The organism is Kitasatospora sp. NPDC059160 (genome assembly GCF_042755465.1).
GTDB lineage: Bacteria > Actinomycetota > Actinomycetes > Streptomycetales > Streptomycetaceae > Kitasatospora.
In genome coordinates this window covers 26,299-40,353 of record NZ_JBHZCN010000047.1, presented here as the reverse complement: position 1 = coordinate 40,353, position 14,055 = coordinate 26,299, and the positions used below count along the sequence as shown (strand labels likewise).

Here is a 14,055-nt window from a genome sequence, read left to right as displayed (position 1 = left end):
CCACCCCCGGACGACTCCCCAGCACCCGTGTGCTTCGCACCTGCTGCCAGCAGGCTCGTTGTCGTACCCGAACAGCTCTCGCCGAACGAGGAGCACACCGCGATGACTGCCCACCCGACCACGCCGCGCCGATACCGCACCCTGGCCCTGGCCCTCACCGCCGCGCTCGGGGTCACGCTCGGCGCCTGCGCGGCTGCCACGGCGACGCCCACCCGCAGCCCACTGGCCGATCTCGCCCGGCGCGCCGTCGACGCCGGCGTTCCGGGCGTGATCGTCCGTGTCGACGACGGCCACCACCCGCTCACGATCGCCGATCAGGCCTCCTGGTCCACGGCCGACCACCGTCTCGCGGCGGGTGACGAGTTCCGGATGGGCTCCAACACCAAGACCATGGTCGCCACGCTCGTCCTCCAGCTGGTCGCCGAACACCGCCTCGCCCTCACCGACCCGGTCGAGCGGTGGCTGCCCGGCCTCGTCCCCCACGGGTCGGCGATCACCGTGAGGATGCTGCTCAACCACACCAGCGGCCTGGCCAACTACCTCTACGCCCCCGCCGTCCTGGCCGCCTTCACCGGCCAGGACGCCCACCGGTGGACGCCCGAGGAGCTGCTCGCCGCCGGCAGCGCCCAGCCCGCGCTGTTCGCGCCCGGCACCCGGTTCTCGTACAGCAACACCAACTACATCGCCCTCGGCCTGATCCTCCAGAAGGCCACCGGCCAGAGCCTCGGGGACCTGATCCAGCAGCGCATCGCCCGCCCGCTCGGCCTGCACGGCACCTACCTGCCCACCACCGACACGGCCGGCCCGCACCTCGCGCACGGCTACGAACCCGATGCCGCCCACCTCGCCCCGCTGCTGCCCCAGGGCACCCCGCCCGGGACGTCGTTCGCCGGCCCGCACCGCGGCCCCGCCGACGTGGACACCACAGTCGTCAACCAGAGCACCCTCTGGGCCGCCGGCGGCATCGTCTCCACCGCCGAGGACTGGGCCCGCTTCGACAGGGCCCTGCTCTCGGGCACGTTGCTCCCTTCCGCCCAACTCGCCGAGATGCGCACCACCGTCCCCGAGGACCCGGGCACCCCGAACGGAGACGGCTACGGCCTGGGCCTGCGCAAGGTCGTCCTCCCCTGCGGCACGGTGTGGGGCCACGACGGCCAGGCGGCCGGCTACTCCAGCGAGACCTACACGGACGACAGCGGCACGCGCACGGTCTCCGTGCTCACCTCGACCGTCTTCGACCTGGCCCGCCCGCAGGCGGCCGCCGCCCACCAGGCCCTGGTCGACGCGGCCGTCTGCGCCATGTTCGACAAGCCCCTCCCCGCCGCCTCGTCGCCGTCGGCCCGCTGAGCCGGGCGGCCGCCGCACCCACCGGCGGCCGGGTGTGATCCGGCCCCGGGGGCGCGGGGCGGCCCGGTCAGCCCGGTCAGCCCGCGCCCAGCGTCGAGACGATCGTGTCGCGGAGCCAGCGGTGCGCGGCGTCGTCGTCCAGGCGCGGGTGCCAGGACATCGCATAGCTCATCGAGCCGATCTCCTCCGGCGCCGGCAGGACGGTGGTGACGCCCGGAACCGCCTGCCGGACCGCGAATTCGGTCGGCAGCGTCGCCACCAGCGAGGTGCCCGGGACCGCGGCTGCGGCCGCCGCGTGGTACGGAACGGTCACGCTGGCCCGTCTCGGGCGGCCCAGCGCTTCGAGGCGCCGGTCGACGTGCCCCTGCCGTCCGTCCGTGACGTCCACGACAGTGTGGAGGCAGTCGAGGTAGTCCGCCAGCGACAGGGCCGGGCGCTGGGCGAGCGGGTGGTGACTGGAGATCAGGCAGGAGTAGCCCTCCTCGAACAGCACGCGCGAGCGCAGCGGCGGTGGCGGTGTACCGCCGTGGATCAGCAGGTCCACCAGGCCGTGTTCGGCATCGGCGAAGACGGCGTGGTGCCAGCGGGAGAAGAGCACCGTCGAGCCGGGCGACTGCTCGAGGAGTCGCCCGAGCAGTGCCCCGCTGAGCACCGCGACGGTGTAGTCGGTTCCGGCGAGCCGGAAGGCCCGGGCAGCGGTCGCGGGATCGAAGGCCTCGCCGGAGAAGACGTGCTCGAGGCGCGGGAGCGCCTGTTGCAACTCGCTCCGGATGCGCTCGGCGCGCGGGGTGAGCCGGTACCCGCCCGGCCCGCGCACCAGCAACTCGTCGCCGAGGGTGGCGCGCAGGCGCTGCAGTGCCCGGCTCATGGAGGGCTGGCTGGTGTGCAGCCGCTCGGCTGCCCGGGAGACGTGCCGTTCTTCGAGCAGCGCGTGCAGCGGGGCCAGCAGGTTCAGATCGACCGACTCTATGCGTGGCACGCATAGAGCGTATGCGGGATATGGCATTGCCGCATAGCTCCAGGTCGGAGGAGGCTTCTCGCATGAGCAGAGAACAGCGCGACGCGCTCGACACCATGTTTCGTACCGGCCCGCTGGACATCGGCGGCGACCACCTGGAGCAGCGCGAGGTCTTCACCCGCATGCTCACCTCCCGCCCGCTGCCCGAGGACGTCGTCCTCACCCCTGGCAGCCTCGGCGGCGTCCCCGTCCTGGAGATCACCATCGACGGCACCGTCCCGAGCGGCACACTGCTCTGGTTCCACGGCGGCTTCCACGTGCTCGGCTCGGCCCGCACCTCGGCCGCCCTGGCCTCGAACGTCGCCCGGCGAACCGGCCGACGGGTCGTCTCGGTCGACTACCGGCTCGCGCCCGAGCACCCCCATACCGCCGCGCTGGACGACGCCCTGGCCGCCTACCGCGCGCTGCTGGACGAGACGGGCGCGGACTCGGCCGTCGTCGCCGTGGTCGGCGAGTCCGCCGGTGCGGGCCTGGCCGTCGCCATGCTGGTCGCCGCCCGCGCCCAGCACCTGCCGATGCCCTCGGCCGGCGTCCTGTTCTCGCCGTACGCCGACCTGACGCTCAGTGGGACGAGCATGGCGACCAAGCGGGCGGCCGACCCGTCCTTCACACCCGAGGCCATCGCGGTGCGGGCCAGGGACTACGTGGGAACCGGCGACCCGTCGGATCCGCTGGTCAGCCCGGTCTTCGCCGACCTCCGTGGCCTCCCGCCGCTGCTGATCCAGGTCGGCTCGAACGAACTGCTGCTCGACGACGCGCTCCGACTGGCGGCACGCGCCGCGACGGACGACGTCCTGGTCCGCCTGGAGGTCACGCCCGGCGTCCCGCACGTCTTCCAGGCCTTCGCCGCGGTGCTGGAGGAGGGCGAGGCCGCGCTGCGGCGGGTGACGGACTTCCTGGCCACCCCCTTCGCCTCCGGAGGCTCCCGGTGAGCACGACGATGCGTGCGGTGCGGTTCGACGGCTACGGCCCCGATCTGCCCGACGGGTCGGCGGCCTACCGAGTGGTCGAACCGCCGATCGCCGCCAGGTTCCCTTTGGTCGAGGTCCGGCGCGCCTTCGAACTCGTCGAAACCCTTCACAGCCACGGAAAGGTGGTCCCGCTGCCATGACCCCCACCACCACCCGCTGGTCCTCGGACCGGGCCGAGGATCGGTTCACCGTCGAGGACCCCGCCACCGGCGACGTGATCACCACCGTCCAGGGTGGAGGCGTCCCCGAGACCGACGCCGCCGTGCGGGCCGCCCACCGCGCCTTCACCCAGGACTGGCGGTGGCGTCCCGCCGCCGAGCGCGCCGCGCTGCTGCTGCGCGGCGCCGACGTCCTGGAAGCACACGCCGACGAGCTCGCCGGGCTGGTGTCGCGGGAGAACGGCAAGCCCGTCGCCGACGCCCGGTTGCACGACGTCGGATTCCTGGTCGGGGTGTTCCGGTTCTTCGGGTCGCTGGCCGACAAACTGCCGGGCGAGTTCTACGAATCCGGGCCCGTCTACACTTCCACGGTGCGCGAGCCGCTGGGCGTCGTCGCGGGGATCATCCCGTTCAACTGGCCGCCGATCCACACCGGCGGGAAGATCGCCCCGGCCCTCGCGGCGGGCAACACCGTCGTCCTCAAGCCCGGCGAGCAGGCGCCGCTGACGGTGCTGCGGATCGTGGAGCTGCTGAACACCGTACTGCCGGCGGACGTCCTGCACGTCGTCCCGGGCACCGGCCCGGTCGCCGGGCGGGCCCTGGTCGCCCACCCGCTGGTGCGGATGGTCTCGTTCACCGGCTCGACCACCACCGGCCGAGCGGTCGCGCACGCGGCCGCCGAACGCCTCGCCCCGACCCTGCTGGAGCTCGGCGGGAAGAACGCCTTCCTCGTCCTGGCCGACGCCGACCTGGACCTCGCCGCCCGCGACGCGCTCGACGGCGCCTTCTACAACAAGGGCGAGGCCTGCACGGCGGCCTCCCGGATCCTGGTGCACCGCGACGTCCACGACGTGTTCGTCGAGCGCCTCGCCACCGGCGTCCGCGCGCTGCGCACCGGGCACGGCGCGGACCCGGCCACCCACGTCGGGCCCCTGGTCTCGCGGGCGCAGCAGCAGCGGGTACTCGACCACCTCCGCCTCGGCCTGGCCGAGGGCGCCACCATCGCGGCCCAGGGCGACCTGCCGGCCGACCCCGCACTGGAGCGGGGCTTCTTCGTCCCGCCGACCCTGTTCACCGCGGTCACCCGGACCATGCGAATCGCGACCGAGGAGATCTTCGGCCCGGTCGCCACGGTCACCGTGTTCGCCTCCGAGGACGAAGCCGTCGAGATCGCCAACGAGTCGGACTACGGCCTGCTGGCCGGCGTCTACAGCCGCGACAGCGCGACCGCGTTCCGGGTCGCCCGGCGACTGGAGGTCGGGATGGTGCTGGTCAACAACTACTTCCGCGGCCTGCTCGGCACCCCCTTCGGCGGCACCAAACACAGCGGCTACGGACGCGAGCACGCCATCGACACCCTCCGCGAGTTCACCTACCAGAAGTCGGTACGCTTCCCCACCGGGCTCGCCACCGTACCGACCTGGCGCGCCGTCACCGAAGTCCACGGGTGATCACACGCTGATGCCGACCGCGTCGTGGGCGTCCTGGATCGCGGACGCGGTCACCGCCTCGGCCGGCAGGCCCTCGATCCGGCCTTCGTCACCGAACAGCACCTCGCTCTTGTCCGTGAAGTACCGGTAGAACGTGCGGTCGGTGACGCCCGCCCGCTCGGCGATGGCCGCGGTGGTCGTCGCGGCGCAGCCGCGCTCCGAGAACAGGTCGAGCGCGGCGCCCTGGAGTCTCGTACGGCTTCCCGGTTCCCAACGGCTCATCCTTCGACACTGCCAGTGATGACAGATTCTGACGTCAAGTGCTAGCGTCCGCGATGTCAGAAACTGACATCACTCAGGGAGGCAGCCATGCCCCGTCCCGAAGTCGAGGCACTCCTCGCCTACCTCGCCGCCCTCGACACGCCCGGCCTCGAGGAGCTGACCCCCGAGCAGGCACGCGCCGGCCTGCGCGAGCAGGTCAAGGCCGCCGACCGGCCCGTCGGCGAGATCGCCGTGCAGCGGGCGCTGACCATACCGACCCGCTCCGGAGCGATCGCCGGCCTCCTGCTCGACCCGCGAGGGGCGCGCGAGGCCGGACCGGTCGTCGTCTGGTACCACGGCGGCGGGTTCGTCACCGGTGACCTGGAGACGCATCGCGCGTTCGCCGCCGAGGCAGCCCGGCTCCTCGACCTGCCGGTCGTGCTCGTCGAGTACCGGCTCGCCCCGGAAGCGCCGTTCCCCGCGGCCGTGGAGGACGCCGAGGACGCCGCCCGCTGGATCGCCACCCGCCCCGCGGAACTCGGCTGCCACGCCGACGCCCTGGTGCTCTGCGGCGACAGCGCCGGCGGGACGCTCGCGATCGTGACGGCGATGGCGCTGCGCGACGCCCCGGCCGGCCTGCCGGTCCGGGCGCACATGGCCGTCTACCCGGCCACCGACCTCACCCGCCGCTACCCCTCCGAGGACGAGTTCGCCGGAGGGCGGCTGCTCACCGAAGCCGGACGACGCTGGTACTACGACCACTACCGCCCCGACCGCCGCGACCGGCGCGCCTCCCCGCTGCTCGGCGACCTCACCGGCCTGCCGCCCGCCGTCGTGGTCACCGCCGGCGAGGACCCGGTCCGCGACGAGGGCCGCGCCTACGCGGCAGCCCTGGTCACGGCAGGCGTGCCGACCACCTTCCTCGAAGCCGCCGGGCACGTCCACGCCTTCGTGCTGCTGCGCCGCGCCGTCCCCTCCACCCAGGACGACCTGGCACGGGCGTTCTCAGCCCTGTCCACCGCCCTTGACGCCCGGCCCGACCACAGCGCGGGCCGCGACGACCGTTCGCCGTGGGAGGAGGCACGGTGAACGACAGCATCCAACACGTGACCGACACCGACGTCCTCGTCATCGGCGGCGGGCCGGTCGGCCTGGTGAGCTCCCTGTTGCTCTCCGGTCGACCGCGCGGAGCAGGAGTCGCCCCCGGTGCGCTTCACGCCCCCGCGGCGGTCATCCGGCCGACCGCCCTGACGACGTGCCGCCGGGGCGCCAGTCGGGCGAGGACGGCCAGCACCCGGTTCATCCGCCCGGGCGATGACGCTCGGCGGCGGGTTGCCCCGGTCCAGGGCGGCCAGCGCGGTGCGGACGACGTCCACGGGCGCGGCGAGCCTCGTGCCGCCGGCGGCCCGCTCGGTGCCGACGACCTCGAAGAACTCGGTCCGGGTCGCGCCGGGGGACAGCGCCAGCACCCGCAGCCCGGTGCCGCGCGACTCCTCCCACAGCGCTTCGGTGAGGCTCAGCACGAACGCCTTGGTCGCGCCGTAGACCGCCATCCGCGGGTTGGGCTGGTAGGCGGCCATGCTGGCCACGTTGACCAGCACCCCGCATCCCGCCGCGCGCAACCGCCCGATGAACGCCCGGCTGATGTCCGCCACCGCGGTCACGTCGACGGCGATCTCCTGGCGTAGCCGCGCCGGATCGGCCTCGTGGAACGGGCCGAAGGTGGCGAATCCGGCGTTGTTGACCACGCTGGTGACGTCCAGGCCGAGCCGGTCCACCTGGTCGGCCAGCGTCTGCCCGGCGTGGGCGTCGGCCAGGTCCGCCGCCAGGACGTGGACCCGGACGCGGTGGCGGTCGCGCAGTTCGGCGGCCAGGGCCTCCAGGCGGTCCCGGCGACGGGCGACCAGGACCAGGTCGGAGCCGCGGGCGGCGAGTTGGCGGGCGAACTCGGCGCCGAGGCCGGCACTGGCGCCGGTGATCAGTGCGGTCCGGCCGTGGTAGTCGACGGCTGTCATGACAGGCTCCCTCGTGTGCAGTCACTGCCTACCTGGCAGTTAATGCCAGGTAGGCGGTCACTGTCCAGAGGCGGGGTAGTCTGGACTCCCATGACGACCTTGTGGGACCGCTCACGACAGGCCGCCGTCCAGGAGATCCTCGACACGGCGCTCCGGCTGTTCGCCGAACAGGGCTACGAGCAGACGACCATCGCGCAGATCGCCCGGGAGGCGGGCATCTCCCAGCGGTCCCTGTTCCGCTACTTCGGGACCAAGGAGGACCTGGTCTGCGGGGACCAGGACGCGCTCGGCGAACTCCTGCGGCAGACCGTCGAGGGGCAGCCGGCCGAGGTGGACGCCTGGGACGCGCTGCGGGCCGGGTTCCAGACCGTCCTGACCGCCAACCACACCCCCGAGCGGGCGCTCGAACTGTGCCGCCTGATCTTCCGCACTCCGTCGCTGCGCGCCCGCTCCATCGAGAAGCGGCTGAACTGGCAGGCCCAGCTCGTCCCGGCCGTCCAGGCCCGGCTGGGCGCCGCCCCCGATCAGGCGCCGGACCCGCGCGCCAGGGCGATCGTCGCGACGGTCTTCGCCTGCGTCGACACGGCGACCGAACTCTGGGCCGAACACGAGGGCCGACTCGACCTGGCCGAGCTCTACGACCAGTGCCTCACCGCGGTCCGAACCGACGGCCGGTGAAGGCGGCGCTGCCGGACAACACTCGGTGCGCTCAGCGGCAACCGGCCCGGCACGAGCGGCCCTAGCGTGTCGTGAACCGCAGCCGCACCGACCGTCGGCTGCCCGCTGCACGCAAGAGAGAGTGAGCACCGCCCATGCCGTTCATCACCGTCGGCCAGGAGAACTCCGCACCCGTCGAGCTGTACTACGAGGACCACGGTTCCGGGCAGCCGGTCGTCCTCATCCACGGGTTCCCGCTCGACGGGCACTCCTGGGAGCGGCAGAGCGCCGCGCTGCTCGCCGCCGGCCACCGGGTGATCACCTACGACCGCCGGGGCTTCGGCCGGTCCTCGCAGCCCACGACCGGCTACGACTACGACACCTTCGCCGCCGACCTCAAGACCGTGCTGGACACCCTCGACCTGCGCGAGGTCGTCCTGGTCGGCTTCTCGATGGGCACCGGCGAGGTCGCCCGCTACGTGTCCGCGTACGGTTCCGCGCGCATCGCCAAGGTCGCGTTCCTGGGCTCGCTGGAGCCGTGCCTGCTCAAGACCGCCGACAACCCGGACGGCGCCGCCCCGCAGGAGTTCTTCGACGGCATCGTCGCGGCCGTGAAGGCCGACCGCTACGCCTACTTCACCGCCTTCTTCCGGGACTTCTACAACCTGGACGAGAACCTCGGGACCAGGATCAGCGAGGAGGCCGTCCGCAACAGCTGGAACACCGCGGCCGCCAGCGGCTCCCACGCCTCCGCCGCCGCGCCGTCCACCTGGTACACCGACTTCCGCGCGGACATCCCGCGCATCGACGTGCCGGCCCTGATCGTGCACGGCACCGCCGACCGCATCCTGCCGATCGACAGCACCGGCCGGCCGTTCCACCGCGCCCTGCCCTCCGCCGAGTACGTGGAGATCGAGGGCGCTCCGCACGGCCTGCTGTGGACCCACGCCGAGGAGGTCAACGAGGCACTGCTGGCCTTCCTCGCGAAGTGACCGCACGGCCGGTCCCGGCCCCGGGCCCCGGTCCCTCCCCGTCCCACCGGACGGCGGAGGGGCCGGGGCCCCGGCCGTTCCGGGGCCCGTACGGAACCGTTCCGGGGACAGCGGTGCGCGGACGGAACGGAGGCGGTGCACTGTGCGCAAACTCCTTGCCCTGCAACGGATCTAACGTTCTGTCATGTGATCGGGAACGCCGGGCCAACGCCCGGCCCGCCCGGCCGCCGCCCTCCGCCGCCCGCCCCAGGGCGGCCACCCCAACCCCTGTGACAGGAGGCCTCCGAGGTGCCTGCAATGCCGGTCGGCGGGCTGACGCCCCGCTCCGTCGAGGACGCCGCCGACGTCGTCGTCCGCAACGCCAGGATCCACACCGGCGACGCCCGCCGCCCCCGGGCCGGCGCCCTCGCCGTCCGCGACGGCGTGATCACCGTCGTCGGGGAGGACGCGGACGTCGCCCCGGTCATCGGCCCGTCCACCACCGTGGTCGACGCGCTCGGCCGACGCGTGGTGCCCGGCCTCAACGACGCGCACCTGCACGTGATCCGGGGCGGCCTCAACTACGTGCTGGAGCTGCGCTGGGACGGCGTGCGGTCGCTGCGCCAGGCGCTCGCGATGCTCCGGGAGCAGGCCGCCCGCACCCCGAAGGGGCAGTGGGTGCGCGTCGTGGGCGGCTGGTCCGCCGAGCAGTTCGCCGAGCGGCGGCTGCCGACCCCCGCCGAGCTGAACGAGGCCGCGCCGGACACCCCGGTGTTCGTGCTGCACCTCTACCAGTCGGCGGTGCTCAACCGCGCCGCGCTCAAGGCCGCCGGCTTCACCGCGCGCACCCCGGACCCGAAGGGCGGCCAGATCGTCCGGGGTCGCGGCGGCGAGCCCAACGGCATGCTGCTGGCCGCCCCGAGCGCCCTGATCCTCTACTCGACGCTCGCCAAGGCCCCGGCCCTGGAGGGCGAGGACCGCCGCACCTCCACCCGGCACTTCCTGCGCGAGCTGAACCGCTTCGGGCTGACCTCCGCGATCGACGCCGCCGGCGGCTTCCAGAACTTCCCCGAGAACTACGGCACGGTGACCGAACTCGCCCGGGACGGACAGCTCTCGCTGCGGATCGCCTACCACCTGTTCCCGCAGACCGCCGGCCAGGAGCTCGACGACCTCACCCGCTGGATCGGGACCGTCCGGCCCGGGGACGGCGATGCGTGGCTGCGGCTGAACGGCGCCGGCGAGAACCTCACCTGGGCCGCCGCCGACTTCGAGAACTTCGCCGAGCCGCGCCCGGAACTCGGTTACTACGAGGGCGAGTTCGAGCAGGCCGTCCGGCTGCTCATGGAACACGGCTGGGGCTTCCGGCTGCACGCGACCTACGACGAGACGATCCGGCGTGACCTCGCGGTCTTCGAGAAGCTCGCCGCGGAGGGGCTGTTCCCCGCCGGCAACCGGTGGCTCTTCGACCACGCGGAGACCGTCTCCCCGGACAGCCTCGACCGGATCGCGGCGCTCGGCGGCTCGCTGTCCGTCCAGAACCGGCTCTCCTTCCAGGGCGAGGTGTTCGAGCGCCGCTACGGCCCCGGCGCCGCCGCCGAGGCCCCGCCGATCCGCGCGATGCTGGACCGCGGCCTGACGGTGGCCGCCGGGACGGACGCCACCCGGGTCTCCTCGTACAACCCGTGGGTCGCCCTGCACTGGCTGGTCTCCGGCCGCACGGTCGGCGGCCGGGCGCTGCGGCCGGCGCAGAACCGGGTCGACCGCGCGACCGCCCTCGCGATGTACACCACGGCGGGCGCCGCGCTCACCGGCGAGCAGGACGTCAAGGGCGTGCTGCGGCACGGCTGTTACGGCGACCTGGCGGTCCTGACCGACGACTACTTCACCGTGCCCGAGCAGGACATCCCGCACATCGAGTCCGTGCTGACCGTCGTCGGCGGCCGGATCGTCCACGCCGCGGCCGAGTACGAGGGCCTGGACGAGGAACTCCCGCCGGTCAGCCCGGCCTGGAGCCCGGTGGCCCGCTTCGGCGGCTACCAGGCCTCCGGCGCGGGCGCCCGCCAGGCGGAACTGCTCGGACAGGTCGTCGCCGAGTCGGAGCTGCACCGCCACTGGCGCGTCGAACGCGGCCTGACGGCCGAACGGCAGCAGCCCTTCGACCCCTGCTTCGTGCTCTGACCGCACCGCCCCCCGAACCTCCGCCACGGACCACCGTGCGCAGGACCTCCCGAAACGCGCCGGACTCCTCCGGCCCGCACCGAAAGGACCACCACCATGGTCGACCTGACCCAGGTCAGCGCCACCCCGAGCCCCGACCTGCTGACCCCTGACAACGCCGTCGTACTGTTCGTGGACCACCAGCCGCAGATGTTCTTCGGCACCGGCAGCGGCGACCGCACCGCGATCATCAACGCCACCGTCGGCCTCGCCAAGGCCGCCCGGGCCTTCGACGTCCCGGCCGTGCTCACCACCGTCGCCGCCGAGTCCTTCTCCGGTCCGCTGCTGCCGCAGCTGGGCGCGGTCTTCCCGGAGGCGAAGATCCTCGACCGCACCTCGATGAACGCCTGGGAGGACGAGGCGGTCGTCGAGGCCGTCAAGGCCACCGGGCGCGGCAAGGTCGTGATAGCCGGGCTGTGGACCGAGGTCTGCCTGGTCCTGCCCGTGCTGTCGATGATCGAGCAGGGCTACGAGGTCTACGTCGTCACCGACGCCTCCGGCGGCGTCTCCCCCAAGGCCCACGAGCACGCGATCCAGCGGATGACCCAGGCCGGCGCCGTGCCGGTCACCTGGGTGCAGGTGCTGCTGGAGCTCCAGCGCGACTGGGCCCGGACGGAGACCTACGGCGCCGTCATGGAGATCGTCAAGGAGCACGCCGGCGCCTACGGCCTCGGGGTCGTCTACGCCCAGGCCGTCATCGGCGAGCACGCCGCCGGCTGACCCCACCTCGGGGACGCCGGAACACAACGACCAGGAACACAGGGACCAGGAACAGGACATGACGGATACCGGACTGCTGATCCTCCGCGTGGTGGTGGGCCTGCTCATCGCCGGCCACGGGGTACAGAAGGTGAGCCACCGCCTGGGCGGCAACGGCCTGGCGGGCGGGACGGAGGAGTTCCGGCACGACGGCTTCGCCGGCGGGCGGCTGACCGCGCTCGCCGCGGGCGCCGGGCAGATCGGTTCGGGCCTGTTCCTGGCCCTGGGCGCGCTCACCCCGCTGGCGGCCATGGTCGCCATGGGCGTGATGACGGTGGCGATCACCGTCAAGCGGCCGCACGGACTGTGGGTGCAGGACGACGGCTACGAGTACCCGCTGGTGCTGGTCGTCACCGCCGGGTCGCTCGCCCTCACCGGGCCGGGCCGGTGGTCCGCCGACCACGCGGTCGGCCTCACCGGCTGGCCGCTGTGGCTGTCGCTCGCGTGCGCCGCGCTCGGCCCGGCCAGCGGGCTGCTCACCCGGGCCGTCCTGCACCGCCCGCCGACGGCGGAGGGGGTGACGGCCGGTGCGCGAACTGCTGGCTGACGTCCGCCGGACGCTCGCCCCGCCCCGCACGGACCGGCACGGGCCGCTGCCCCCGCTGATGCTGCTGCTGACCATGGCCACCGGCGTGGTCGACGCCGTCAGCTACCTCGGCCTCGGGCACGTCTTCGTGGCGAACATGACCGGCAACGTGGTCTTCCTGGGGTTCTCGCTCGCGGGCGCCCCGGGGCTGTCCGCCCCCGCCTCGCTGGTCTCGCTGGCCGCCTTCCTGACCGGCGCGCTCGCCGGCGGGCGGCTCGGCAGCCGCCTGGCGGGCCACCGCGGGCGGCTGCTGGCCCGGGCCGCCGGAGTCCAGACGGTGCTGACGGCCGCCGCCGCCGCCGTCACCGCAGCCCTGGCCGACGGCGGCGCGGGCGACGAAAAGAACTACGCGCTGATCGTCCTGCTCGGCCTCGGCATGGGCCTGCAGAACGCCGTGGCCAGGCGCCTGGGCGTGCCCGACCTGACCACCACCGTGCTGACCCTCACCCTGACCGGCCTCGCCGCCGACTCGGCCCCGGCCGGGGGCACGGCCCCGCGCCCGGGGCGGCGGATCCTCTCCGCCCTCGCGATGCTGCTCGGCGGACTCGCCGGCGCGGTCCTCGTCCTGCACGGGTGGCCCGCCACGGCCCTCGCCCTGGCCGCCCTGCTCCTCCTGGCCACCGCGCTGACCGCCCATCGGGTCTCCGCCCCGGACGCCCACTGGGCACCGCCGACGGCCTGACCCCGACACACCCCGACACGCCCCGACCGGAAGGATCCTCCCCATGATGAAGGGCTTCGCCCGCCGGCTGGTCCCACTGGCGGCGGCGATCGCCGCGCTGACAGCCGTTCCCACCGCCTCGGCGGCCTACGGCGACACGGCTCGCGCACCCGGCACGCACCGGCAGTTCGCCGTCGGCCCGCAGTACGACTCCACCCACGTCTACGTCGAACCGGGCACCGAGCAGGCCTTCGTGGCCAGTTGGGTCGCCACCTTCGGCGGCACCACGATCGGCCCCAACGCCACCCAGGTGACGCCGACCCCCAGCCGTACGCTCTCGGAGCTGGTGCTCTCCCCCGTCGGCACGCTCTCGGTGTTCGACTACACCACGCCCGTCCCGTACCCGTTCGGCACCGAGCGCACCGGCTGGCTGGTCACCGACCTCGACCGGGCCGTCGCCGCCGCACGGTCGGAGGGGGCGTCGGTGACGGTCGCCCCGTTCGCCGACCCGATCGGCCGGGACGCCGTCGTCCAGTTCCCCGGCGGCATCAGCGCCCAGCTCTACGTGCACACCACCCCGCCGTCCTACCCGGACCTGGCGAGCGTGCCGGAGAACCGGCTCTACCTGTCCCCCGACGCGGTCGGCTCCTTCCTGCGCAGCTACCTGGCCTTCACCGGCGGCCGGATCACCTCCGACGACCGGCGGGCCGACGGCGCCGCGATCGGACTGCCCGGGACGACGTACCGGCTGCTGCGCCTCACCTCGGGCTTCGGCACCACCACGGTCACCGTGACGGACGGCCACCTGCCGCACCCGTTCGGCCGCGAGCTGACCGGCTACGGCGTCGCCGACCTCGGCGCCACCCTGGACCGGGCGAAGGCGGCCGGCGCCTCGGTGCTGTGGGGACCGGTCACGGCGGGCGGCCGGGACAGCGCGATGGTGCGGTTCCCGGGCGGCTACCTCGCGGAGGTCCACACCGCCCGGTGACCCGCCTCCCCGG

14 protein-coding genes and 1 pseudogene are annotated in these 14,055 nt (G+C 73.7%); 12 read left to right on the top strand and 3 right to left on the bottom strand.

All coding sequences use genetic code 11. The features are described from left to right. The first annotated feature begins 102 nt into the window (after positions 1–102). A complete protein-coding gene (locus ACFXOZ_RS21145; RefSeq protein ID WP_380591994.1) occupies positions 103–1,347 on the top strand; it encodes a serine hydrolase domain-containing protein in 1,245 nt (414 codons plus the stop codon). Between the two features lie 76 nt (positions 1,348–1,423). On the opposite strand, the gene ACFXOZ_RS21140 is transcribed toward ACFXOZ_RS21145, so the two are convergent. Beyond that, positions 1,424–2,326, bottom strand: coding sequence for a LysR family transcriptional regulator (locus tag ACFXOZ_RS21140; protein ID WP_380591992.1), 903 nt, complete (start codon positions 2,324–2,326; stop codon positions 1,424–1,426). A gap of 62 nt (positions 2,327–2,388) precedes the next feature. On the opposite strand from ACFXOZ_RS21140, the gene ACFXOZ_RS21135 reads away from it, so the two are divergent. From ACFXOZ_RS21135 to ACFXOZ_RS21125, 3 genes are read left to right on the top strand one after another with little or no spacing between them, the layout of a single operon-like run. Further along, positions 2,389–3,297, top strand: coding sequence for an alpha/beta hydrolase fold domain-containing protein (locus tag ACFXOZ_RS21135; protein ID WP_380591990.1), 909 nt, complete (start codon positions 2,389–2,391; stop codon positions 3,295–3,297). Beyond that, entirely contained in the window at positions 3,294–3,476 is a 183-nt protein-coding gene (locus ACFXOZ_RS21130) for a hypothetical protein (protein ID WP_380591988.1), read from the top strand. The genes ACFXOZ_RS21135 and ACFXOZ_RS21130 overlap by 4 nt, the downstream gene beginning before the upstream one ends. Continuing rightward, on the top strand, positions 3,473–4,945 hold the full coding sequence (locus tag ACFXOZ_RS21125) for an aldehyde dehydrogenase family protein (RefSeq protein ID WP_380591986.1): 1,473 nt from the start codon (positions 3,473–3,475) through the stop codon (positions 4,943–4,945). Before ACFXOZ_RS21130 ends, ACFXOZ_RS21125 begins: the two co-directional genes overlap by 4 nt. On the opposite strand, the gene ACFXOZ_RS21120 is transcribed toward ACFXOZ_RS21125, so the two are convergent. Next, positions 4,946–5,206 (bottom strand): TetR family transcriptional regulator, encoded by a 261-nt coding sequence (locus tag ACFXOZ_RS21120; RefSeq protein WP_380591984.1) that lies wholly within the window; start codon positions 5,204–5,206, stop codon positions 4,946–4,948. An 87-nt stretch (positions 5,207–5,293) separates the two neighbouring features. On the opposite strand from ACFXOZ_RS21120, the gene ACFXOZ_RS21115 reads away from it, so the two are divergent. Further along, entirely contained in the window at positions 5,294–6,274 is a 981-nt protein-coding gene (locus tag ACFXOZ_RS21115) for an alpha/beta hydrolase (protein ID WP_380591982.1), read from the top strand. A gap of 386 nt (positions 6,275–6,660) precedes the next feature. On the opposite strand, the pseudogene ACFXOZ_RS21110 reads toward ACFXOZ_RS21115, so the two are convergent. Next, positions 6,661–7,200 (bottom strand): annotated as a pseudogene (locus tag ACFXOZ_RS21110) (SDR family NAD(P)-dependent oxidoreductase); the annotation flags it as partial. A gap of 90 nt (positions 7,201–7,290) precedes the next feature. Between ACFXOZ_RS21110 and ACFXOZ_RS21105 the strand changes: the two are divergent. The 7 genes from ACFXOZ_RS21105 to ACFXOZ_RS21075 all read left to right on the top strand — a co-directional run bounded on the left by ACFXOZ_RS21105 (position 7,291) and on the right by ACFXOZ_RS21075 (position 14,042). Then, on the top strand, positions 7,291–7,878 hold the full coding sequence (locus tag ACFXOZ_RS21105; protein WP_380591980.1) for a TetR/AcrR family transcriptional regulator: 588 nt from the start codon (positions 7,291–7,293) through the stop codon (positions 7,876–7,878). A gap of 134 nt (positions 7,879–8,012) precedes the next feature. Then, positions 8,013–8,849 carry an alpha/beta fold hydrolase gene (locus ACFXOZ_RS21100; RefSeq protein ID WP_375884210.1) on the top strand — a complete coding sequence of 279 codons (837 nt, stop codon included), beginning with the start codon at positions 8,013–8,015 and terminating at the stop codon, positions 8,847–8,849. A 297-nt stretch (positions 8,850–9,146) separates the two neighbouring features. Further along, a complete protein-coding gene (locus ACFXOZ_RS21095; protein ID WP_380592030.1) occupies positions 9,147–11,009 on the top strand; it encodes an amidohydrolase in 1,863 nt (620 codons plus the stop codon). A gap of 96 nt (positions 11,010–11,105) precedes the next feature. Then, positions 11,106–11,768 carry a hydrolase gene (locus tag ACFXOZ_RS21090; protein ID WP_380523294.1) on the top strand — a complete coding sequence of 221 codons (663 nt, stop codon included), beginning with the start codon at positions 11,106–11,108 and terminating at the stop codon, positions 11,766–11,768. A 58-nt stretch (positions 11,769–11,826) separates the two neighbouring features. Continuing rightward, positions 11,827–12,354, top strand: coding sequence for a DoxX family protein (locus tag ACFXOZ_RS21085; RefSeq protein WP_380591978.1), 528 nt, complete (start codon positions 11,827–11,829; stop codon positions 12,352–12,354). Then, a complete protein-coding gene (locus ACFXOZ_RS21080) occupies positions 12,335–13,075 on the top strand; it encodes a YoaK family protein (protein WP_380591976.1) in 741 nt (246 codons plus the stop codon). Before ACFXOZ_RS21085 ends, ACFXOZ_RS21080 begins: the two co-directional genes overlap by 20 nt. A 43-nt stretch (positions 13,076–13,118) precedes the next feature. Next, positions 13,119–14,042, top strand: coding sequence for a VOC family protein (locus tag ACFXOZ_RS21075; RefSeq protein WP_380523291.1), 924 nt, complete (start codon positions 13,119–13,121; stop codon positions 14,040–14,042). Positions 14,043–14,055: the final 13 nt, after the last annotated feature.

What these genes read in the sequence shown, in the direction of transcription:
- ACFXOZ_RS21115 (WP_380591982.1), top strand. Translation starts at nt 5,294, where the DNA reads ATGCCCCGTCCCGAAGTCGAGGCACTCCTCGCCTACCTCGCCGCCCTC.
- ACFXOZ_RS21135 (WP_380591990.1), top strand. Translation starts at nt 2,389, where the DNA reads ATGAGCAGAGAACAGCGCGACGCGCTCGACACCATGTTTCGTACCGGC.
- ACFXOZ_RS21090 (WP_380523294.1), top strand. Translation starts at nt 11,106, where the DNA reads ATGGTCGACCTGACCCAGGTCAGCGCCACCCCGAGCCCCGACCTGCTG.
- ACFXOZ_RS21075 (WP_380523291.1), top strand. Translation starts at nt 13,119, where the DNA reads ATGATGAAGGGCTTCGCCCGCCGGCTGGTCCCACTGGCGGCGGCGATC.
- ACFXOZ_RS21085 (WP_380591978.1), top strand. Translation starts at nt 11,827, where the DNA reads ATGACGGATACCGGACTGCTGATCCTCCGCGTGGTGGTGGGCCTGCTC.
- ACFXOZ_RS21095 (WP_380592030.1), top strand. Translation starts at nt 9,147, where the DNA reads ATGCCGGTCGGCGGGCTGACGCCCCGCTCCGTCGAGGACGCCGCCGAC.
- ACFXOZ_RS21120 (WP_380591984.1), bottom strand. Translation starts at nt 5,206, where the DNA reads ATGAGCCGTTGGGAACCGGGAAGCCGTACGAGACTCCAGGGCGCCGCG.
- ACFXOZ_RS21125 (WP_380591986.1), top strand. Translation starts at nt 3,473, where the DNA reads ATGACCCCCACCACCACCCGCTGGTCCTCGGACCGGGCCGAGGATCGG.
- ACFXOZ_RS21100 (WP_375884210.1), top strand. Translation starts at nt 8,013, where the DNA reads ATGCCGTTCATCACCGTCGGCCAGGAGAACTCCGCACCCGTCGAGCTG.
- ACFXOZ_RS21145 (WP_380591994.1), top strand. Translation starts at nt 103, where the DNA reads ATGACTGCCCACCCGACCACGCCGCGCCGATACCGCACCCTGGCCCTG.
- ACFXOZ_RS21105 (WP_380591980.1), top strand. Translation starts at nt 7,291, where the DNA reads ATGACGACCTTGTGGGACCGCTCACGACAGGCCGCCGTCCAGGAGATC.